The 21835-nt window shown below is 29.2% G+C and carries 32 protein-coding genes; 1 reads left to right on the top strand and 31 read right to left on the bottom strand.

Translation table 11 applies throughout. The features are described from left to right. Positions 1-31 precede the first annotated feature (31 nt). The 25 genes from DMR38_RS05600 to DMR38_RS05480 all read right to left on the bottom strand — a co-directional run bounded on the left by DMR38_RS05600 (position 32) and on the right by DMR38_RS05480 (position 16827). Complete coding sequence (locus DMR38_RS05600) at positions 32-256, bottom strand: exodeoxyribonuclease VII small subunit (protein ID WP_127720373.1); 225 nt, start codon at positions 254-256, stop codon at positions 32-34. 15 nt (positions 257-271) lie between these two features. Then, positions 272-1468, bottom strand: coding sequence for an exodeoxyribonuclease VII large subunit (gene xseA / locus DMR38_RS05595; protein ID WP_127720372.1), 1197 nt, complete (start codon positions 1466-1468; stop codon positions 272-274). 30 nt (positions 1469-1498) lie between these two features. Next, positions 1499-1975 carry a transcription antitermination factor NusB gene (gene nusB / locus DMR38_RS05590; RefSeq protein WP_127720371.1) on the bottom strand — a complete coding sequence of 159 codons (477 nt, stop codon included), beginning with the start codon at positions 1973-1975 and terminating at the stop codon, positions 1499-1501. 141 nt (positions 1976-2116) lie between these two features. Continuing rightward, positions 2117-2515 (bottom strand): Asp23/Gls24 family envelope stress response protein, encoded by a 399-nt coding sequence (locus tag DMR38_RS05585; protein ID WP_013237776.1) that lies wholly within the window; start codon positions 2513-2515, stop codon positions 2117-2119. A gap of 110 nt (positions 2516-2625) precedes the next feature. Next, a complete protein-coding gene (locus DMR38_RS05580) occupies positions 2626-3186 on the bottom strand; it encodes a SpoIIIAH-like family protein (protein WP_127720370.1) in 561 nt (186 codons plus the stop codon). A 57-nt stretch (positions 3187-3243) separates the two neighbouring features. Next, a complete protein-coding gene (gene spoIIIAG, locus DMR38_RS05575) occupies positions 3244-3879 on the bottom strand; it encodes a stage III sporulation protein AG (RefSeq protein ID WP_127720369.1) in 636 nt (211 codons plus the stop codon). 17 nt (positions 3880-3896) lie between these two features. Then, positions 3897-4493 (bottom strand): stage III sporulation protein AF, encoded by a 597-nt coding sequence (gene spoIIIAF, locus DMR38_RS05570; protein ID WP_127720368.1) that lies wholly within the window; start codon positions 4491-4493, stop codon positions 3897-3899. Between the two features lie 16 nt (positions 4494-4509). Continuing rightward, a complete protein-coding gene (gene spoIIIAE / locus DMR38_RS05565) occupies positions 4510-5742 on the bottom strand; it encodes a stage III sporulation protein AE (protein ID WP_127720367.1) in 1233 nt (410 codons plus the stop codon). An 8-nt stretch (positions 5743-5750) separates the two neighbouring features. Then, the gene (gene spoIIIAD / locus DMR38_RS05560) at positions 5751-6134 is read right to left on the bottom strand and encodes a stage III sporulation protein AD (RefSeq protein ID WP_013237771.1); all 384 of its coding nucleotides are present in this window, start codon (positions 6132-6134) and stop codon (positions 5751-5753) included. A gap of 9 nt (positions 6135-6143) precedes the next feature. Then, entirely contained in the window at positions 6144-6341 is a 198-nt protein-coding gene (gene spoIIIAC, locus DMR38_RS05555) for a stage III sporulation protein AC (RefSeq protein WP_013237770.1), read from the bottom strand. A gap of 57 nt (positions 6342-6398) precedes the next feature. Beyond that, entirely contained in the window at positions 6399-6917 is a 519-nt protein-coding gene (gene spoIIIAB, locus DMR38_RS05550) for a stage III sporulation protein SpoIIIAB (RefSeq protein ID WP_127720366.1), read from the bottom strand. A 1-nt stretch (position 6918) separates the two neighbouring features. Further along, positions 6919-7836, bottom strand: coding sequence for a stage III sporulation protein AA (gene spoIIIAA, locus DMR38_RS05545; RefSeq protein WP_175413117.1), 918 nt, complete (start codon positions 7834-7836; stop codon positions 6919-6921). 127 nt (positions 7837-7963) lie between these two features. Next, positions 7964-8365, bottom strand: a complete 402-nt coding sequence (locus DMR38_RS05540; protein ID WP_127720364.1) for a CD1247 N-terminal domain-containing protein — start codon at positions 8363-8365, stop codon at positions 7964-7966. 39 nt (positions 8366-8404) lie between these two features. After that, positions 8405-8962, bottom strand: coding sequence for an elongation factor P (efp, locus tag DMR38_RS05535; protein WP_029170128.1), 558 nt, complete (start codon positions 8960-8962; stop codon positions 8405-8407). 328 nt (positions 8963-9290) lie between these two features. Further along, a complete protein-coding gene (locus DMR38_RS05530) occupies positions 9291-10367 on the bottom strand; it encodes an aminopeptidase P family protein (RefSeq protein WP_127720363.1) in 1077 nt (358 codons plus the stop codon). A gap of 306 nt (positions 10368-10673) precedes the next feature. Then, positions 10674-11093 carry a hypothetical protein gene (locus DMR38_RS05525; RefSeq protein WP_127720362.1) on the bottom strand — a complete coding sequence of 140 codons (420 nt, stop codon included), beginning with the start codon at positions 11091-11093 and terminating at the stop codon, positions 10674-10676. Between the two features lie 78 nt (positions 11094-11171). Next, entirely contained in the window at positions 11172-11615 is a 444-nt protein-coding gene (locus DMR38_RS05520) for a hypothetical protein (RefSeq protein ID WP_127720361.1), read from the bottom strand. Positions 11616-11682: 67 nt separating this feature from the next. Then, positions 11683-12417 carry a hypothetical protein gene (locus tag DMR38_RS05515; RefSeq protein ID WP_127720360.1) on the bottom strand — a complete coding sequence of 245 codons (735 nt, stop codon included), beginning with the start codon at positions 12415-12417 and terminating at the stop codon, positions 11683-11685. Next, positions 12414-12767: a hypothetical protein gene (locus DMR38_RS05510; RefSeq protein ID WP_243124459.1), complete on the bottom strand. Its 354-nt coding sequence runs from the start codon at positions 12765-12767 to the stop codon at positions 12414-12416. The genes DMR38_RS05515 and DMR38_RS05510 overlap by 4 nt, the downstream gene beginning before the upstream one ends. A gap of 56 nt (positions 12768-12823) precedes the next feature. Next, positions 12824-13321 carry a ComGF family competence protein gene (locus DMR38_RS05505; protein WP_127720358.1) on the bottom strand — a complete coding sequence of 166 codons (498 nt, stop codon included), beginning with the start codon at positions 13319-13321 and terminating at the stop codon, positions 12824-12826. Beyond that, positions 13290-13757, bottom strand: coding sequence for a prepilin-type N-terminal cleavage/methylation domain-containing protein (locus DMR38_RS05500; RefSeq protein ID WP_243124458.1), 468 nt, complete (start codon positions 13755-13757; stop codon positions 13290-13292). Before DMR38_RS05500 ends, DMR38_RS05505 begins: the two co-directional genes overlap by 32 nt. A 20-nt stretch (positions 13758-13777) precedes the next feature. Next, complete coding sequence (locus DMR38_RS05495; protein WP_127720357.1) at positions 13778-14230, bottom strand: type II secretion system protein; 453 nt, start codon at positions 14228-14230, stop codon at positions 13778-13780. 57 nt (positions 14231-14287) lie between these two features. After that, positions 14288-14680: a type II secretion system protein gene (locus tag DMR38_RS05490; protein WP_127720356.1), complete on the bottom strand. Its 393-nt coding sequence runs from the start codon at positions 14678-14680 to the stop codon at positions 14288-14290. Positions 14681-14707: 27 nt separating this feature from the next. Continuing rightward, positions 14708-15730 (bottom strand): type II secretion system F family protein, encoded by a 1023-nt coding sequence (locus tag DMR38_RS05485; protein WP_127720355.1) that lies wholly within the window; start codon positions 15728-15730, stop codon positions 14708-14710. Between the two features lie 359 nt (positions 15731-16089). Next, positions 16090-16827, bottom strand: coding sequence for an ATPase, T2SS/T4P/T4SS family (locus tag DMR38_RS05480; RefSeq protein WP_279230813.1), 738 nt, complete (start codon positions 16825-16827; stop codon positions 16090-16092). On the opposite strand from DMR38_RS05480, the gene DMR38_RS05475 reads away from it, so the two are divergent. Further along, on the top strand, positions 16819-17286 hold the full coding sequence (locus DMR38_RS05475) for a helix-turn-helix transcriptional regulator (RefSeq protein WP_347562547.1): 468 nt from the start codon (positions 16819-16821) through the stop codon (positions 17284-17286). The genes DMR38_RS05480 and DMR38_RS05475 overlap by 9 nt on opposite strands. A 53-nt stretch (positions 17287-17339) precedes the next feature. On the opposite strand, the gene DMR38_RS05470 is transcribed toward DMR38_RS05475, so the two are convergent. The 6 genes from DMR38_RS05470 to DMR38_RS05445 form a co-directional block, all read right to left on the bottom strand. Next, positions 17340-18563 carry a ComEC/Rec2 family competence protein gene (locus tag DMR38_RS05470; RefSeq protein ID WP_243124456.1) on the bottom strand — a complete coding sequence of 408 codons (1224 nt, stop codon included), beginning with the start codon at positions 18561-18563 and terminating at the stop codon, positions 17340-17342. Positions 18564-18896: 333 nt separating this feature from the next. Next, the gene (locus tag DMR38_RS05465) at positions 18897-19091 is read right to left on the bottom strand and encodes a hypothetical protein (RefSeq protein WP_127720353.1); all 195 of its coding nucleotides are present in this window, start codon (positions 19089-19091) and stop codon (positions 18897-18899) included. 366 nt (positions 19092-19457) lie between these two features. Beyond that, the gene (locus DMR38_RS05460; protein ID WP_127720352.1) at positions 19458-19652 is read right to left on the bottom strand and encodes an alpha/beta-type small acid-soluble spore protein; all 195 of its coding nucleotides are present in this window, start codon (positions 19650-19652) and stop codon (positions 19458-19460) included. Positions 19653-20185: 533 nt separating this feature from the next. Beyond that, positions 20186-20746 carry a hypothetical protein gene (locus DMR38_RS05455; protein WP_127720351.1) on the bottom strand — a complete coding sequence of 187 codons (561 nt, stop codon included), beginning with the start codon at positions 20744-20746 and terminating at the stop codon, positions 20186-20188. A gap of 2 nt (positions 20747-20748) precedes the next feature. Next, entirely contained in the window at positions 20749-21573 is an 825-nt protein-coding gene (locus tag DMR38_RS05450) for a GH25 family lysozyme (protein ID WP_127720350.1), read from the bottom strand. 12 nt (positions 21574-21585) lie between these two features. Further along, the gene (locus DMR38_RS05445; protein WP_127720349.1) at positions 21586-21810 is read right to left on the bottom strand and encodes a BhlA/UviB family holin-like peptide; all 225 of its coding nucleotides are present in this window, start codon (positions 21808-21810) and stop codon (positions 21586-21588) included. Positions 21811-21835 lie beyond the last annotated feature (25 nt).

Below are 21835 nucleotides of genomic sequence, written 5' to 3'. Positions count from 1 at the left end.
TCTATGTAAATAGCCTTATTAATTCAGCATATTATTCTCGAGGTTTAATATTAAAATCTTCTTCTCCTTCTTCAGTAAGAATTTTTATTTTTCCTTCTGCGTCATTTAATATCTTATATAATTTATTACACAATTTTACTCCTTCTTCGTAACTCTTCATACTGTCTTGTAACGATAATTCTCTATTATCCATAGAATCTACTATACTTTCTAATTTTTCCATTATACTTTCATAACTTTCCGTTTTCCTGGGCATACGAGTACCTCTTTTCTAATAATGAATTAGCTTAAATTTAGAAGTTCCATCTTTCATAGTTACTTTAATTTTATCTTTTTTATTGAGTTCTTCAATGGAGTTTATTACATTATTTTCATCATCTTCTATTATAGAGTATCCCCTATTTAAAATATTTAATGGATTATGAGCAGAAAGCAGTGCATTTATCTTTGCTAATTTCTCTTTTTTCTCATTGATTTTAACATTTAGTTTAAAATTTAAGAGTTCTTTGAGTTTATCCACATTATTGTACTGATTTGCTATGTATACAAGAGGACTGTTTAAAACTAAAGTCTTTTTCAAAAAATTAAGTCTATTCTTTTCATCTTTTATTTTATCCTTAGCACCAGTGTAAAGTCTATTTTTATAATTATTAAGTTTTTGTAAGGTTTCTTCCAGGTTAAAAACTGCAATCTCTGCTGCCGCAGAAGGTGTGGGTGCTCTTCTGTCAGATACAAAATCCACTATAGTATAGTCAATCTCATGTCCAACTCCTGTTATTATGGGCTTCTTTGAGTTATAAATTGCCTCTGCTAATTTTTCATCATTAAAACACCAAAGTTCTTCTATGGACCCTCCTCCTCTTGCTATAATTATAAGTTCTACATCTTCTATAGAATTTAACGTTTCAATTCCTTTTATCACATCGCTGCTAGCATTTGCCCCCTGAACTAATGATGGATAAATCAAAAGTTCTACCTTTTTGTTTCTTCTTTTAGTTACATTTATTATGTCCTTAACCGCAGCTCCTGTAGAAGAAGTAATTACACCTATTTTTCTGGCATAAGTAGGTATTTTTCTTTTATGTGATTCATCAAACAATCCCTTTTGTTCTAATTTTACCTTCAACTTTTCAAAGGCTAAATACAACTCTCCCATACCATCTGGTTTCATTTCATTACAATAAAGCTGATATAACCCTTCCTTTTCATATAGAGACACCCTTCCTTTAACTATTACTTTCATACCATCCTCAGGTATAAAATTTAAATTACCGGCGTCTCCTCTAAACATAATGCAGTTTATCTTACTAAATTTATCTTTTAGGGAAAAATATATATGTCCGCTTGTATGTAATTTCAAATTAGATACTTCTCCTTTAATAGAACAATTAGCAAGTATAAAATCATTATCTAAAGTCTTTTTTATATAATTGTTAATATCAGACACAGTTAATGTTTTAATATACATATTATTTAACCCCTTGCGTTTAATTTGTAATTACTGTTTACTTATGCTTTTGTCTTTTATCATATTTCCAAGCACACCATTTATAAATGGTGCAGACTTTTCGGAAGAATACTTTTTAGCAAGTTCTATAGCCTCATTTATAGATACCTTTTCAGGAATATCCTGTTCATATAAAAATTCATATGTGCAAATTCTTAGTATTGCAGCATCAACTTTGGGCAGTCTGTTTAACGTCCAATTTCTAAGATATTTTTCAATGTCCTTATCTAAACTATCCTTATTCTCTTCTATTCCCTTTACAACCCTTTTTACATATTCCATATCAACATTTTTTAGTTTATCAACATTTTCACTGTAAACTTCCTCGGCACCATCAGTTTCTTTGCTCTCATTTTTTTTTTCTAAATTATCTTCTAAGTCTGCTAAAACACTCTTGAAATCTTCTCTATTTATACTCATTTCAAATAATAATTTCATTATCAACTCTCTGGATTTTTTTCTATTCATATTTTCCTCCTACTTGGATATATACTCTTCTAAAAATAATTATTGTCATTTCAGATATAATTATACTTAAACTAGTACACTAGTTCAAGTATACAAATATATCTGTAAATAGAAACACCCTCTGAATCCAGAGGGTGCACACTATTGCTCTTCTTCTATATTATCATTGCTCTCTTCTGTTTTAGGAATCATAACATTTTGCACATGTATGTTTATAGCTGAAACATCTAATCCTGTCATAGATTGAACTGCTCTCTTTACATTTTCCTGAACTTTAAGTGCTACATCAGGAATTCTTACTCCGTATTCTACTACTACATATAAATCTATTGCTGCACTATTTTCTCCTACACTCACTTTAACACCTTTAGATAAGTTTTTCTTTCCTGTAAGTATTTGAGTAATTCCACCTACAAGACTGGCACTCATCCCAACTATACCTTTTATTTCAGTAGTAGCAAGACCTGCAATTACACCTACAACCTCATCAGATATTTTTACAATACCCATATCAATTTCGTTATTTGTATTTTCCTCCATTGTTTCACCTCCTAGATTTTTACATCATCGAAAGACTCACATTACATACATTATATCAAATGGATATTTTTTTTACAATTAATTTATTTATGTAATTGCTTCACTTTGTTTTAACCTTGTTTTACCTCGATTTCAACTTCCTGAATGTTTGAAATACTCATAACTACATCTTTTATCTGTCTTGTATCCTTATCTTCCAATTTATTCTTACCTTTAACTATTACCCTTGCCTTGTTGTTTTCTATAGAACATATAACATCTTTATATCCCTTACTTTTTAGAGTATTTTCTATTTTCAATTCATAATTAGTATTCATAGCCAATGCAGTATATTTTTTTTCCGCATCAGAACGATTTTGGTTAGAAACATTTTTGTCATCTATAAGACTTTTCAAAGTTTGAAGAGTTTCTGCATTTTTTTGATCCCTTGTAAGCCGTGTCTCCTCAAAGAATTGCGACTGCTCACTTTTAGACTGAGTACTTTTTGCTTGAGTACTCTTATCCTGTGAACTCTTATTATCGCTGCTATTAAAAGATACTGCACTCTTACCGCTTCCATTGTCAACACCATTTACATAATTTATAGGACTGTTTAACTTTGTAGCAACTACTCCCACACAAACAATTAAAGCTAAAAGAGTCACAATAATTACAGCTTGTTTTTTATTCATTTTAACTCCCCCCATTTATCTTCTAAAGAATTATATGCTAAAAAATATACTTATATACTACTTTTTCATAGGATATACATTTACCTTATCTTCCGATATGCCAAACAAATCTGTTATAGCTTTTGATATTCTGAGTTGAGTTATTTTGTTTTCAGCTCCTTCAGCTACAACACACACACCTGAAACTTTAGGATTATATGTCTTAACTATAAGCGGTTGTGATTTGCTGCCGTCATTTGTAACAACCACCGTACTCCCATTGTTCTTTTGGGTAGTGTTTCTTGTACCACCTTCAGTATCCTTTTCTTCTGTATTATTCGTTGAATCAGTTATGTTCACTGCCGGTACACTCTCTTCCCCACTTTCAAAGTTTATCATTACTTCCACTTTGCCTACCCCATCCATTTTTTCTAGAGTATTTTTCAAATTATCCTGCATTGACTTTTCATAATCCTCAGTCTTACTTTGTTTGGAAGCTGCAGAACTCTGCTGATTATTACTCTTACTACTGTCATCATTTAAATTTTTAGAAGTATTTACACTGCTTTCATTATTGTAGTTTTTAAAAAAACTTATTGTAACAATTATAAGTACTCCTAGCAAAAATAATACAGCCAAATTAAAAATATTTTTTTTGTCATTAGATACCTTCTTATTATTAAAAAGCTCCTTTAACCACTTTTTTAAATTCATAATACTAACTCCTCCAACTAAGAATTTACATGTATAATGTTTTTAGATACATTTAATTCCTGGCTTAAATAAGTTTTTAATTTTACATTTTTATCGTCATCTCCAGAATCCAAATTGCTGACAGAAGCACTTTTGGTATTTATATCAACCTTTTTTATTTTTTCCACACTTCCATCTTTAACTTGAACATTTACATTTTTTATGCATACACTATTATTTTGTTCATCATAATTTGCATCTATTTTTACTTTATAACTTTCATCTGGATATTTTTCTTTAAGACTTTCTTCACACTTAGTTTCAAGATTCATTTTAAAAGTTTCAATAGTATCTTTCATGTTTTTTTTCTTGTAATCATTAAATTGGTTTAATTGACTTTTACTATTAAATCCCTTTTCAAAACTCTCTATAGCATTTTCAGTATACCGATTTATATCAAAATCTTTATTGAATATTTTTACTACTGGATTAATGAATACTGTAATCAAAATAAGTCCCAATACAAATTTGCAATATTTCTTCATGCTATTATCCGGCAATATCATTTCTATAGCTGTAATAAAAAATAGTGCAGTACATATGTTTATCAGCCACTCCTTTAAAGATTGAATCATATTGTATTCCTCTCTTTCACATTGTAATTTTTCCTGCTGCAGCTATTATACATATCATTATGAAAAACATAACAGATACACATATGAGGCATGCCATTATAAGTACAATGGAGCTTCCTGCAGAGTTTATACAGTTTACAAGCCTTCCATCACTTATAGGTTCTATTAGAGCTGCAGTAAGCTTATATGCTACTACAATAATCAAAAGTTTTATTACTGGAAACAGCAATATTGCTACAATAATTACAAGTCCCAAGCTGCTTAACGAATTTTTTAGTAAAATAGAATATCCTGCTACAGTAGATACAGCATCTGAAAGACTTTTCCCAACTATAGGCACAAAATTGTCCACTGCAAATTTAGCAGTTTTTGCTGTAACTTCATCAATAGTCTTAGAAGTTATCCCTCTTACAGTTATAATTCCTATAAATACAGTCATTATAATTCCCTGTGCCCAAAGTGCTATCTGATTTAATAGTTTGGTAAGTTTGTCTATTTTATATTCAGAAGATAAGTTATTTACAAACTGAAGTACAAAAGACATGGATATTATAGGAATTATTACATCCATAAATAAATTGGCACTTATAGTTATAGCACCTATTACAATAGGATCCATAATTGATGCTTCTACAAATCCTCCAACTGCAGCCACCAAAGTTATAAGTATAGGTATTAAAGCAACCATAAAATCAGTCATTTCTTTTATAGTAGATCTAGCAATATCCACACTTATATAAAAACTTCTGGCCATTATTATTATTATTAGTGAGTAACATGCAAAATAGGCTATATTAGATAACTGTTCTCCATTAAAAGCTCTCTGCAAATTAGTAAGTAATGCACATATAAGTGAAATTACTATCAAAAGTACTAAAAGTTTTAATGAAGCCGCTACCTCTCTCACCCCATACATTGCAAGTGCACGTATAATTTTCTTTAAAGATGTATTTCCTGACCCAGTTTTCAGAAAACCTTTCACATAATCTCTTACATCTATGTCCTTAAGAACTTCATTTTTTGTCTTCATATTAGATATATAATCATAAAATTTTTCTATCTGCTCTTTTTCAGATTCGCTTTGTTCATTTTGAGTTTTATTATATTTGTCATCCTGTACACTACTGTCATTACTATTTTCTATTTTAATTTGATTCTGCACATTTGTTTCTCCGCTGCTGGTGTCAAAAGCTTGTACATTAAAGCCTATTAATAAAACTATAACTAAACCCAATATAATCTTTTTCATATTAACACCTACATAATCTTTAAAATTGACTGAAGAACAGCCATAAGTATAGGAATTGCAAGTACTAAAATTAATATTTTACCTGCAAATTCAACCTTTGCTCCTAAATTTCCTTGTCCAGCATCTTTACATATTTCACTGCAAAAAGAAGCTAAATATGCAATAGCAATTATTTTAAATACAGTGGTTAAATAAATAAAATCTATATTTGCCTTAGCAGCTAATTGCTGAATAAACTGAAGTACTGCCGTTATCTTTGCTATCATAAATAGGAATATAATTATTCCTGCAGCTATACTTATATAAACTGCTATGTCATCTCTTTTTCCTTTAAATAGAAGTACTAAAAACAGTGCTATAAAAGCAAACGCTACTACCTTAATTATCTCCATAACTTTCTCCTAAAGTTGAAACATAGTTCTGACTGTGGTAAATAATTTATTTACTAAATTAATTACCATCATGAGGACAATTAAAATTCCTGCTAAATTGGTCACCACTGCATAATCACCTTTCCCACTGGCTTCTAAAACTTTGTTTATGAGTATGACAATCATACCCACTCCTGCTATTTTAAAAATTAAGCTTATGTCCATCATTTAATTATCTCTCCCTTTCATTTCTTATAAGAAATTTAATTAATGTGTACCTGCAGTTTAGACTAAAATTATCACCACCACTGCACCTAAAGAAAATCCAAGACATCTGTACATTTTCAAGTTTTTATTCATTGAAATTTCTGAAATTTCAATTTGATTTTTTATATTTTCTAGGGCAAGTGAAAACATTCTTTTCTGTCCTTCTATATCTGATTCCCCAAGTGTTTTAGATAAATCTATCAGTGCCCCTATATCTTCATTTTTCAAATTTAGAACATCTTTCTTCTTTTTAAATGTCATATTAAAAGCTTCATATACACTGTCAACAGAATTTTCTTCTAAAATATGAGATATTTCTTCAAGCACATCTTTAATAGGATTTACACTTTTAGATGCTGTATTTAAAATAGCTTCTGGTAATGGTGTGTGTGTGTATATTATTTCGTTTTGAAGTTGGTTGATACATCTTTGTGCTTCCTTCAGTTGTCTAACTCTGCCTTTCAAATTTTCTCCCCATATAAATCCAATTCCAGTGGAAGCACATATTACCATAATACATCCTAAAAGCTTTAACATTTTATCCCCTCCATATTACTGAATTTTTAGGGAAATCATATATATATTCCACTGTTCCTGCACCTTTTCTATTGCTAAGTACTATAGCCCTGTTAAATACCTTATTTTCAACTATTTCTTTAAAAACAGGCCTGTTATATAAATCCTCTATTCCATAGCCGTGAATAGTTATAATTAGACTTATCCCTGAATTTAAAGCAGTCACAATACTATCCATATCCTTGTAAGTTCCTATTTCATCACAGACTATAACTTCTGGAGACATGCTCCTTATTGCCATTATTATTCCCTGGCTTTTGGGACACCCATCTAATATGTCTGTTCTGATGCCAACATTTAACTGGGGAACTCCATTAAAACAAGCTCCTATTTCACTTCTTTCGTCTATAACAGATACTTTCTTTCCCGTAAGTCCTATGTTTTTAACACCCTGTGAAATATTTCTTACAATATCTCTTACTAAAGTAGTTTTTCCACATTTAGGAGGTGAAATTATTATGGTGTTTATTATTTCATTTCCTTTTGAAATGAATTTGATTATTGAATCCGAACAATTAACTATTTCCCTACATATTCTGATATTAAAAGATGCGATATCCTTTATGGTTTTAACTTCATCTTTCTCCATAACACATCTTCCGCATATTCCTACTCTATGTCCACCTTTAATAGTTATATATCCCTGCTTAATTTCTTCTTCAAAAGCATATATAGAATAATTACTCATCCTTTTAATTATTGTCTTTATATCTTCTAATTTAGGAATATATTTACATACAATTTCCCTTTCACCTAACTGAAGTATCAAAGGCCTATCCGCCCTTATCCTTATCTCTTGTAAATTAGGGGATTCTATTAAATCACCTATGGCAATTTTTAAATTTTCAGGTATAATGTTTAAAATTTCTTTAGTATCTATCTCTCTCATCTCCTTTATTTCTTTATATTAATTCCTATTTTGATTATGTAAAAATTATTCCACATAAATAGAAATAAAATAAAAAAATCCTATCGAAGTTATAAACTTCAATAGGATTTAAAACTGCTTATTTACTTTTCTTAAGTTCATCCTTAATAGGAATACTACTATGGCAATTTGGACACGTTAATTCTTCTCGTTGTTCTAATATATCCTTATCTACATATACGGCATCATTGCAATTTGGACACTGTATTTCAGTAAAGTTTTCTCCTTCATCCTTACACTTACAGATTTCATAATCATCATCATATAAGTTGTCTTGTAAATCCGCTAAATCTTCATCCATGGCATCCACATAATCTTCCATATCTTTTTGAGCTCTGGACATATCATCAATTTCTTCTGCCATGCTTTTAAGTACATTAACAATTTCTATTAGCATTTTTCCTTCATTAGTACTTTTATCAATTTTTAGTCCATCTACTAGACCATTTAGATAGGATACTTTAGATATAATAGAATTCACAATACCACATCCTTAAAGTTATTTTACCATTAGTATTGGCTAAACTCTTTCCATATATTCTCCAGTTCTAGTGTCAATTCTTATAGTTTCTCCCTCATTTACAAATATAGGGACTTGAACAACAGCTCCTGTCTCAAGCGTAGCTGGTTTTAATACATTAGTAGCAGTATTTCCCTTAACTCCTGGTTCAGTATGAGTTATTTGAAGTTCAACAAAATTTGGAGCTTCAACAGAAAATGCTTCACCCTTATAAAATTTAATTATAGCAAACATATTTTCCTTTAAAAACTTTATTGCATCCTCTACCTTTTCATATTCTAATGGAATTTGCTCAAATGTTTCCTGATCCATAAAATAATACAATTCTCCATCTGAATATAAATACTGCATTTCTTTTCTTTCTATAACTGCCTCCTGCAATTTTGCAGTTGGATTAAAAGTAGTATCAGTAACTGATCCTGTTATAACATTTCTAAGTTTTGTCCTTACAAATGCTGCCCCTTTTCCTGGTTTTACATGAAGGAAATCCAGTACTGTGTACACTTGTCCATCTTGTTCAAAAGTAGTTCCCTTTCTTAAATCTCCTGCTGATATCATTATATACATACCGTTATGTAAACTCTTCTCTTAATTAAATTTGTCTAAGATTTTAAGCTTACTTTCCCATTCATAGTGCCCGATTTCACTATAAGCTACTTTCGCTTGGTCACACACTCCAGGGACGTAAATTCGGATATAACTAACCCTATATTTCAACACTTCTAAAAGCAGTGTTGGATTAACGGTTTTAACCCCTTTCTTATTCTTATTCGACCTAGTTTTGATTTTTATCTAATTTTTCATAGAACTTTCTTTTATATATTTAATATTATACAACATAATATGCTATATAAATATGTTATATAAATAAAGTAATACTAACAACTTAATTTATGCATATTAAATTCTTAGGTGATTTGGATAAAGTTTCTCCTCCATTTGCAGTTACCATTACCAAATCCTCTATTCTTACTCCACCAAAATCAGGTATGTATATACCTGGCTCATCACTTACTACCATTCCTGATTTTAATTTAGAATTATTTCTATATCCAATTACAGGAGCCTCATGAATTTCTCTTCCTACTCCATGACCCAAACTATGTCCAAAGTACTGACCATATCCTTTACTAGTTATATAATCTCTAGCAACTGCATCTAATTTTGATGCTGGCATTTCTGGTTTATATTCCTTTAAAGCAAGTTCTTCAGCTTCCAATACTATATTGTATATCTCTAGCATTTTCTGTGATGGTTCACCTATTACAACTGTTCTTGTCATATCAGAACAATATTCTTCATAAATGCAACCAAAATCCAAAGTTAAGAATTCTCCTTTTTTTATAACTTTTGCTGTAGCCTGACCATGTGGTAGACTTGATCTCTCTCCAGACGCAACTATAGATGGAAAAGATAAATCCTTAGCTCCTAACTTTTTCATGTAAAATTCCAGTTCTAAACCAACTTCTCTCTCTGTCATACCAGGTTTTATGAATTTCACCATGTGCTCGAAAGCTTTATCCGCAATCTTTGCAGCATTTTTTATTGAATTTATTTCTTCCATATCTTTCACAATTCTTATTTTTTCCACAATTCCATTCATTGGTACAAGTTCACAATCTAAATTACTATGGTAAAGTTCATACTGGCTGTAAGAAACTATATTTTCCTCAAATCCAAGCCTATGTACTTTAAATTTGCCTATCAAGTCCGATAAAAATTTTACAAAAGAACCGCTTTTACCATATTCTAAAACTTCATAATCCTTAACTTGCTGTTTAGCCTGTTCAGTAAATCTTGAATCAGTTATAAAAAATGCTTTATCTAAAGTTATAAGTGAAAAACTTTCATCTCCTGTAAATCCACTTAAATAATTTCTATTAGGATCTCCAACCAACAAAACAGCATCTAACCGTTGGCTGTCCATGGCCTCTCTCAATCTTTCAATTCTTTTTTTAAACATTTAAATTACCCCCCTAAATTTTAGCAGGGCATAATATCTTTATAATTACTTTAATTTATGGCAGATTACTCCCTGCTAAATTTGAAATCAAATTTAGCTAATAATTTAAATGATAAAATTCTTATTTTAATAAATAAAATTTAAAATAATATCATTCTATCATCATAGTGAACAATGTTATTTTATCAAAACTTGTGATTATTTGCAAATATTAATGTGTGCTTGCTTCGATCCATAATATGAAGCTTTGACTTAATATAAAAAAATTACGACGTAATTTTTTAGTTAATAGTTAAGAATGAAGAATTAATAGTTTCGGATAAAATTTACATCTGCTTTTGTTTTTACCCCTTGAAACTTATCCTGTTCAATTTTAATATTATCTATGTTACTAAAATATTTAATTTTTTTAACTTTTCCTAGAATACTTTTGATTTCAGCTTGATTCCCTATTACTTCAAACTGTACGATTAGCTTTCCATCATTATTGCTTGCCACATTAGTTATCTGCACACCTTCTATACACTTTAGTTTTCTCAAAATATCAGTACAACTCACTTGTTCTTTATCTTTTATTTGATTTTTTAAGTTTTTTTCTACAAATTGAAGCTTAGCATTTTCACTCTGTATGCTTTTGAGCACATTATAATTTTCTATTAAAAATACAGTACAACTGCACACTAAAAATATTATAATAATTCTATATATATTATTTACCATATTCATTATTAATATTCCACCTTAATTAAATTCACAGTTTGGTATGTGTGAAAGTTGAATAACTTATAGTCTTATAAAACATTTTTATTTTAATTTTAGATTTACTTTCCAAAGTTTATTTCCTCCCCCGTCATTTCCCATTAGCTTAAAACTTTTAATTATAAACTTATTTGACTTTTCTGCATCCTTAATTACTGAAAAACACTCTTTCTCATCTCCTTCAATATCTAAATCTAGACTTTTATTTTCTACATTTACATTTTTAAAGTTTCTTCCTAAATATATGTAATTATAAAAATCTAAATAATTTTCAAAAGTACTGCTTTTATCATGTGATAACTTTTTTACAGAACTATGTTCTTTCAACCTAGTTTCTACATCATTTAATTGATTTCTATTTATGATAAGTATATCTAAAAATATTATGTTTACTATTAAAATAATCAAAATAAGTAACTTAAGACTTTTATTCTTTTTAGTTTTTCCTTTTTCTATACACCACTGTGGTAAAAAATATAAGTTTTTCATGTACCAAACTACCTCTTAATTTCATTATTTTAATTTCATAACACTCTATAACAATAACTCAGGTAAACTATCTTAAATCCCCTAAGTCTCTACATTTATAACTTCTAGAAAGACTTTCCATTATATCTTTGTAAATAAAATTCACAAAGATTATAGTGACAAAGTTAAAATTGGGCATTAAAATATTTAATTTAAATCTAAATTGTTCTAAAATTTCTAAAAAATCATCTTTAAGTATATCTTTATATACATTATTCAATATAATCTTATCTCTATAGCAAGCCATGAAATATGTAATATCATTCATATTTAAAATAAATATATAATTTTCATCTTTTATTCTGTTTTTGTGCTTTGACCACATATAAAACTGAATTGGTACTATTTGTTTAATATCAGCACCACTGTCACTACACACTTTTGCTATATCCATGTTATGCCAATTCATACAAGAAACCATTACTTCTAAATTGTATTTACTAGATTTAACTATTTCATATGAAAACATTATATTATCTAGATTTTTAAATTTATTTTTTAATTCATCCCTTATGACTTTGTAGAGAAGTTTACTTTTCAATTTAGGTAATTTCATAACAGTTACATATATCTCTTCTCCATGTACTAATATAAACAATTTCTTATTTTTCAGATCAATTTTTATGTTCTCAATTTTACTTACAGTAATAACATTCTCATCTATTTTATTTTTCTTCAATAAATTGAATATAGAATGTTTTTGGGCCATTTTTTTATATGTTATATTTTTATTATTAATTTCTAAAATAGCTTTTTCATTCACTTTTCTAAACCACCTTTCTTAAAAGAATAATCTATGCAACTATACAGTATATCTCTATTTTTAACTTCATACTCATAAGTTTCTTCTTTATAAAATTCACCATTAAAAATATACTCCACTTTAAAGCAATCCGTATTCTTGTCATAGAAGATATAACATTCTTCAAAATATATTTTAAAATTATCTAAAGAAGATATATATTTCTTTATTCCATTGTCATCACAAAATGAACTTTTACTTATATACTCATTTAGCTCCGTAAAAAGGTATTCTCTGTATTTTTCAGTTACATCCACCTGAATAGACTTTTTATGGCTATTTAAATTATTTGATCTAATGTGCATTTCCATGCTGTAACATCCAAGAGAAATTAAAATACACATACACCCTATAAAAAGCACATATATCAATATAAATCCTTTTTTAACTTTTCTCTTTCCATCGCAAAACATCTTCTATACAAATTACCTTTCTTTGTATTTATAGATATGTAGAACACTTTTCCCTGCCTTTCCACATAAAAGTTTTTAACATTTTTTAACACATTATTTACATTAGAAGAATCAGGACTACCATAAGAAATTATGATACTAGATTTTCTGTCCTTTTTTATATAATCATACCCTTTATCATCATATCTCCTTAAAATTATCATATTGCTTTTTATATCTATGTATTTTGCAGCTTTTATCTGATATTCAATTATTATAAAAGCTTCATTTACATAAAAATTTTCTCTACTATAATTTATTTCTTCTCTGTGTAGCCTCATATATTTTGATATAACAATTATTTGTGTGGTAGTTATTGCCGTTATCAACGCTATAACCATAAGCATTTCTATAATTGTAAATCCTTTTTTTACATCTAATCTATTTTTTATAATTTCCTTTATAAAAATCACATTCCTCAACCTTTATATTTCCATACATTTTAGCATGGAGCTGTAAATTTACCCTTAGCACTTTTTCACCCGTTACCTTTAAAATTATGTAAGGTTCTTTTAAGGGTTTTTCATCTGAAAACATAGTAGTTACATTTATGTTCCTACTATGTTGAACCTTTAAATTGCTGCAGTTTATATATGTTTTTTCCTTCGTTCTTAAATTCAATAAACTATCATAGCTGCAGTTATACATAATACTATTTTTCACATATTCCATAACTAAAGTGCAATTATTCATTTCTTCGTTATATGTTTTTACTTTAAGTGCATCTACCTGAATAAACAGTGCAGTCATAAATAATACCGAGAAAATAGTTATGCTGCACAACACTTCAATTAGTGTGAATCCTCTTTTGACGAGTATCTTTTGCCTATTAGGTAATATCTTTACCACAAAGTTTTTTAGTTCACAAATTAATACTTTATATCTACGTAAGCTGTTCCCACGCACATAGTAATGCAATGCATTTCTCCCTTCCTGTCTTTAAATTTTATACTGCAGGCATCCTCTGTAATTCCCATGTTATCTATTTTTATTCTGTTATCCTCCCTTACACGGTTTAATACAAATCCTTCTGGTAACTTTAACTTAAATATTTCGCCCAATTCTACATTAAAAGTTATTTCATTGTTTTTTGTATCAAAATAAATGTATCCTCCCTCTTCTTTCTCGTCCCTACAGTAGGTTTTAGATTTATTTATAAAATCTAAAATATTGTTATTAGTAAGATCCACATCTATCTTATTCTTAAGATTACTAAAAGTACCTAAGTTAACCAGACTAAAACTTAAAAGTATTGAAAATATGCTGAGTACTAAGAGAAGTTCTATAACAGTAAATCCCCTTTTTTTAATTTTATCAGCCATAAAATTATTCTCCTCATTCAACAATTTTTACAATTAAATATTAAATTATGAATTTTATCATTTAGGAAATATCTGCTTATCTTCACTTTTAACTTTATAGGAACTTTCTTGTGCATTTATTTCTAAAGTATAATCTTTATCATCACTTTTATAGCTTATAGTTATAAATTGATCACTGTCCCCAGCTGAAACTTGCGGGTTTTCTGCAGAAGTAAGCTTTGATAAACATTCCTGCACATCATCTGTATCAAATTTTCCATCACTATTTCCATAGCTAGCCATAGCAGCTGTTTCTAGCTGTTTAGCCGTATTTATGGCTTTAGCAGTTCTTACCTTGCTTTGATATCCAGAAAATTTAGGAACCAAAAATCCTAGAAGAACTAATATTATAGCAACTACGAGCATAAGTTCTATAAGAGTAAATCCTTTTTTCTTTTTATGTACCTTCATAATTTATAACCCAGCTTTCTTTTTAATTTATAGGGTAGAATCCATTATAGTAAAAATAGGCATAAGTGCAGATATAATAAATATTCCAACAAATAGGGAGAGAATGATTATTATCATTGGCTCTATAACTTTAGTTGCTTTTTCAAAATATCTATCCAGTTCACTGCCAAACAGTTTTTCTAATTTAGCAAACATTAAATCAATCTGTCCCGTTTCCTCCCCTGTAGCAACAAGGGATATGAATAATTTATCATTTATTTTTGCCTTATTTAAGGCATCGCTCATACCTTCTCCTTGTTCTATGTATTTTATTGAGTTTTCTAATCTTTCAGCCATAATTTCACTTCCAATCAAATTCCTAATTATTTTTAAAGCCTTCAATATGTTAACTCCTGATTCACTAAGTACAGTCATAGCTGAACATATTTTAAAAATAAACATTTTATTATACATCTTGTTAAAATAAGGTATTCTAAACTTTATACTCTCTCTAATTTTTCTTCCCCTGCTGCTTTTACTAAATTTATAGCTGAACAATAGAATTAAACTTATAATTATAGTTCCTTGCAAATAGTAAAACTTTAAAAATTGGCATACGTACATTACCACTCTGGTCAAAGTTGGTATTTCACCCCCATTTGACTGTATAATATCTGTAAATTGTGGTATTATTTTAATCATCAAAAACATTACAATGAATATAGAAGTTATCAAAGTTACTGCTGGATATATAAGAGAAGCTTTTATAGTGGAAATTATATTGTTTTCCTTTTCATAATATTCAGATAATTTCGCTAATACTTCACCTAGCTTTCCACTAGTCTCGCCCACTCTTATCATTTCAATCATAAAAGTAGGAAATATTTTTTTTAACTTTGCCATACTACTGTGTATACTTTGACCTTTGATTACATCTTCCTTTATAGATTTTAATGCTAATCTTAAGGAACTTTTATTACACTGAGTTTCCAAATTATCAAGTACTCTTGATATGCTTATTCCAGCCCCCAGCATAACACTCAATTGACTACATAGTATGCTTATATCCATTGGTCCTGGATTTTTTAAAAATATTTTTTTATAACTATCTAAAGAAATAGTCTGATATACAAAATATTCCTTTTTCCTTAAAGTATGTCTTAATCTTGTAAATGCAGAATCTTCACATTTACCTTTAATTTTTTTACCTTTTGTATCAATTGCCCAGTATTTTATTATATTCCATCACCTAACCTTAATATTGCAATCAAATAAACAGAGTTCTTGGCATCACATGGAGTTTTAACTCCATCTGATGCTTATTAACAGGCTTCTTAGTGCTTCATCAGTTAGAAGGCGTTATTCTTTAGGAAAAATCGTTATCCAGGCACGTAGCCGCTCTTTACTCCAAATTGAAAAAAGTGGGAGTATTAGTGTGGGTAGTCATCAGATAAATTTAACCTTAATAATTCTTCATAAGTTGTAATTCCTGATTTAATAAGCTCTATACATTTTTGTCTCAAGGAAATCGTATTTGATTCTTTTATACCATCTTTAAAATTAATTTTATTATTTTTTATATACTGTCTTTTAATATCTTCCCTGCTAACTATCTGGTATACTACTGTTCTTCCCTTATATCCTGTATGACTGCATTTAGAACACCCTTTTCCTCTATATAAATAACAATTAGAAGATAAATTTAGTTCTTTAATCTCTTGAAGTGAAGGTACATACCTGCTTTTACAATGAGTACATATTTTTCTAACTAGTCTCTGGCATATTACACCTACCAGAGCATCTTCTATAAAATATTCTGGTACTCCCATATCTTGAAGCCTTATGACAGATTCAAGAGGATTATTAGTATGCAGTGTACTCAAAACCAAGTGCCCCGTTACTGCTGCCCTTATTGCTATATGAGCTGTTTCCTCATCTCTTATTTCACCTACCATTATTACATCTGGATCCTGCCTGAGTATACTTCTCAATCCTTCTGCAAAATTAAACCCTATCTTGGTGTTTACATTTACTTGATTTATACCTTCTAATGTATATTCCACAGGATCTTCTATGCTAACTATATTTTTTTCACATCTGTTTACATTATTTAACAGAGAATATAATGTGGTGGATTTCCCGGAACCGGTTGCACCAAGATTAAAAATGCGACATTTGGAACTATTGTTGAACTAAAAGACACTACTTTTACATCAAGCATTGGATCTAAAATTAAAAAATATAGACTGCTTAAGAATTTCACTCAAAAAGAACTAGGTACTTTAATGGGAATAGACCCCTGCCAATTCTATTATTATGAACATGACATATTCTATCCAAGATATCCATCTTTAATCAAAATGGCTAATATTCTAAAAATTGATGTTAAAAAGCTAATGGATAATTATTACTTATTCATAACAAGCCCTAAATACAAAAATTTCTTTGAAAATCTTAGATTGCAAAATAATTGGACATATAATGATGTAGAAAATATTCTAGGAATTAACCCTTATACATATAGAGAGTGGGAGCTAGGTGCAAAATTAGGACGAGATCTTTATATAAAATTAAGAAAGAAATTATTTGAACTAAAGATTATAAATAAACTCAATATAAAAAAATAACCTATATATTAATGTAAGAATTGAAAAAGCTCCGGATTTCCGGAGCTTACTTTTTATTGAGGTGGATTACATTTGCTACAAGGAGTATACCCTTCTGACTCTGCTTGACCTAACGATATGGGTATCTGACTTCTAGCTAAATATTTACATCCTGCCCTATGGTATTTATGTCCTGTCTTAGTTATATACACAGTTTCACTTTGATTACTTGATGATTGTGCAGATGATTGTTGCTGTGATACTGCATTCTCACTAGCATTTGTTGTACTGCTACTTGAATTCTGCTGCTGGGATTGAATTTGTGTTAAACTGTTTGTACTATTGGCAGCCTTTCCTTCACTTCCATATTTATAATCACCTGGTTTACAACTAAATGTTATATTATTGCCATCACTAGTACATACTATTGTTCCACTTTCATCAGTACGGTAAACTGAAATATTTTTAGACTGCAATCGTTCCATAGTTTCTTTATGGGGGTGGCCATAATCATTATTCTTTCCACAGCTTATTACTGCATATTTAGGATTTACCTTGTTTAAGAAATTCTCAGAAGTTGAAGTATGACTTCCATGGTGTCCAACCTTTAGAACATCAGCACTAAGGTCGTATCCTTTATTAATCATATCCTCTTCATTACTTGCTTGAGCATCCCCTGTAAACATAAACTTGTTACTACCAAAAGTAACCTTCATCACTATAGAATAAGTATTTAAATCTTCTTTATTTGAATTTATAGGTCCTAATATCTCACAACTTGCTTCACCTAACTTGAATGTATCTCCAGGGTTAGGTGTTGTAGCTTTAAGATTTTTATTTTTCATAGCAGTCATAACATCTTCAAATGTCTTTGTAGTCGTAGTTACTTTAGGCATATAAATGGTACCTATATCAAATTTATTTATAACTGCATCTGCCCCACCAATATGATCTTCATGTGGATGAGTAAGAACTAAATAATCTATCTTTTTAATGTTTTGGGATTGCAGATATGATATTAACGTATCGGTTGATGCATTGGTTCCCGTATCAATCAGCATATTTTTGTCACCCTGCTGGATTAGTTCACTATCACCTTGTCCAACATTTATGTAATGTACTTTTAGATTTCCACTTACAGATTGTTTTGTATTTGAACTATTTTCTTTTTGTGTTGTTGTGGTACTACTTTGACTAGTTGTTTTATTATTACTAGATCCACACCCTGCTAGTGTAAACAAGAAAATCATAGTAATAAAAGCTATTATAACCTTGCTTATACAGTTTTTCCTTTTCAATTAAATTCCCCCCAATTATTAATATTTTGTTTACATTATAATAAAATACTGGGTTCTTGTCCACTTTATTACAAAAAAATAGAACCTCAACTTAGCTTTATTATTGAAGTTTCTACTTAATTAATACATGTAATCATAGTAATTTGTATCTTTATCCCACTAAAATACATAATAAATATAGCATAATTATAATAAAAATTTAATTATATAGTGTATTTTTTGTCCAGTTTATAATATAATAATAGGGTGAGTGAATTACAGGAAGCTGTATATATTCACAAAACTATGTCATGCATGAAAAAACTTATATGAGCAAGTAGCTTTTAGCCGAAGTTACTTGCTATTTTCTTTTTTAGGTTTATCTACACCGACCCTAACATCATTTAAAACTTTATCTTTTGAAACACTTGTCTTACTTTCAAACAACATTTTAATTTTATCTTGTTTATAACAGAATACTGATAAAATACACAAACTTGATACTTCAGTTATAGAAAGCACTATAATGCACAAAAAGAAAAAGCTCATTCATATTACCTCCTCCCATTGTGTCAACCCATTATACCTGCAATCCACTCATATAGCATTTACGGGAGAAGGTAAGTTACATAACATGATTTGCTGCTATTAAATACATTATATCACAGCACACCATAATTATGGAAAAATTAAAAAATAATAATTTGTGAATTTGATAAAATTTTAAAAATAATTAAATTATATTGAAAAAGATATGCTTAACTGAGGATTAATCTAAGTTCTATATATATTTATATGCTATTACCTATTGAATAAATTCCTATTTAATGCTATCATTTTATTAATAAATCCATATCTTGACAAATAATAATAAAACCTGTGCCCTAATTTAAAGCACAGGTTTTTGCTATATATTTATTTTAAATTTTGTTCATATGTCTGAATCATTTTTTTAACCATGTTTCCACCTATAGATCCAGCTTCTCTGGAAGTTAGGTCTCCATTATAGCCATTTTTTAAGTTTACTCCAACTTCTTTAGCTGATTCCATTTTAAACTGATTTAATGCTGCTTTAGCTTGTGGAACTACTGGTTTGTTACTATATGACATAGTACTCACTCCTTTTTTATAGTAAACTTTACTAGTTATATTTAAAGTTTATGCATTACTATAAAAATTACTCTAGGTAATTTGATAAACATTTAGTAATATTTATACATATATATTACTAATTTATAATTTTTCCAGAATAGTTTCCACTCTAAACTTAAAGTTATTTCTATTACCGTTGATGATGATAGAAATAATCATTCAAAAAATTAAAATGTACCCATCCCATTGAGTGCACTTTGATTAATTAAAAACAATCTGATTTAAAAAACCGTAACGGCTTCTTTTAAAATTATTATATCACATTTTATGTTTTTTAATCGTACTTTTTCAATAATAACGGTATAAAAATAGCGAGTATAAATCGCAAATAAAAACTGAACAAATTGTCGCCATCATACAATAAATATTTACTAAGTTGTATTGTTTCATAAAAAAAGACTGGATTCTGTAAAGAACCCAACCCATTAAATTTTTTTCTTTTTATGCTGTCTACTTGACAAGGTGCAGTTCATTACCCACTAGGCTTGAATTTACTTCTCCACTGGTTGTACAGATTGAGACTGTATCTTAACTTGTGAAGTACTTTCATTTATCTGAGCTATAGTTTGTTGCAATTGATTATTTCTTGCTTGCATCAACTGTAACTGCTGTTGCAATTCATTTATTTTCTTATCTTTTTCAATCTCTGGGACTGCTTTATGTCCTAATTGATTTACAGCACTTTGAATACTATCATCAATAACTTTTCTCCATTTACTATCTGGTTTAACCCCAATCAATTCTAATGAATTATATATACCATCTTGTGCAGATTTGAATTTTTCCTCATTTGATTGTAAATCTCCTGTATGAGCTAATTGTTCAGCATTTTGGACTTCTTTTTCAGCCCTCTTTTCTATAAAATCAATTATATTCACAACTTTAGAATTTGGAGCTATAGCTTTTGCTGTACTTATTAAATTGTCAGCCTCAGCTAATCCTGTATTAATATTGTCTTCTATATTTTTGTTAAGTTTAATTTTAGGAGCTATATATCCTATAGCTCCGCCAACCATTACACTTACTAAACTAGTTATTATATTTATATCCATAATTATTTACCTCCATTAGCAATAAAATCTAAGACTGCTCTGCAAGTTCCATATTTATCTACACCACTAATTAATTTTGTCAAATAGCTTGTATAATCTTCTTTCTTACAACCAACTCCATAAACATTCTTTACACAACTATAATCAAACTTTTTATCGCTAGAAATTGTAGGACATTGTAGAAAATCAGCCAATATTTCAGCACTATGTTCGTCTGCCCCATAATGATATACAACTATGCTTTCCACTTTTTTAATGCCTCCATTACTTAATAATATATTCTCATTGAAATAATTTAAGTCTACCTTCCCAATAGCACCTAAAATTTGTCCATTCTCTGAGTACTGCCATGAATCTTCTGGATAAGTAGGAGGCTCTTTTCCATAGCTTGCAATCCATAAAGGTACCTCAGGTATATTCCCTTTCAAGTAATCTTTATAGAAATAATAGCCTGTATAAATACCAATGCCATAACCTTGACTTTGTACATATTTAATGAAAGCATTGGCAAAATTTATCGCAACCTGTTTGTCCCATTTATCCTCTATCTCTATATCTAAAAACAAAACTGTGTCACTTTCTAATTCTTTTATAGCATTTAAAAAATGTTGAGCTTCCTCAATTGGATTTCTAGAATTATATTGAGCAAAATGATAAAATCCAATTTTTAGTCCTGCATTTTTAATTTTGGGGTACCTGTAATGTAAGAGCCTGTCAGTATGTCCAGTTCCTTGAGTAGCTTTTTGTATTACTACATCATAATTTTGCTTAATTAAGTTCCAATCAGAAATATTGTCACCTTCGTATATGTCAATTCCATTCAGCATTATAAGACCTCCTTATTTAAATATTCTATCTTTTACCTCTGCCACATCTTTTTTAACATCTTCCAGAATATTAAATTTATCTGTAAGTTTTGAAATTATGTCCTGGTACCTCTCTTCTCTTTCTTCTGCCTTTTTATCACGCTCCTCTTGTTTTTTCAGAATATAAAAAAGCAGCACTACGAATAGCACTGCCCAAAGCCCTTGGTTAACTGCAATTTTAAGTATTTCATTTTCCATATCAAACCTCCTGTTTTTAGGCAAA

Source organism: Clostridium sp. AWRP (genome assembly GCF_004006395.2).
Classification (GTDB): domain Bacteria; phylum Bacillota; class Clostridia; order Clostridiales; family Clostridiaceae; genus Clostridium_B.
The sequence above is the reverse complement of the archived record's forward strand: the minus strand, read 5'-3'. Positions and strand labels throughout refer to the sequence as shown.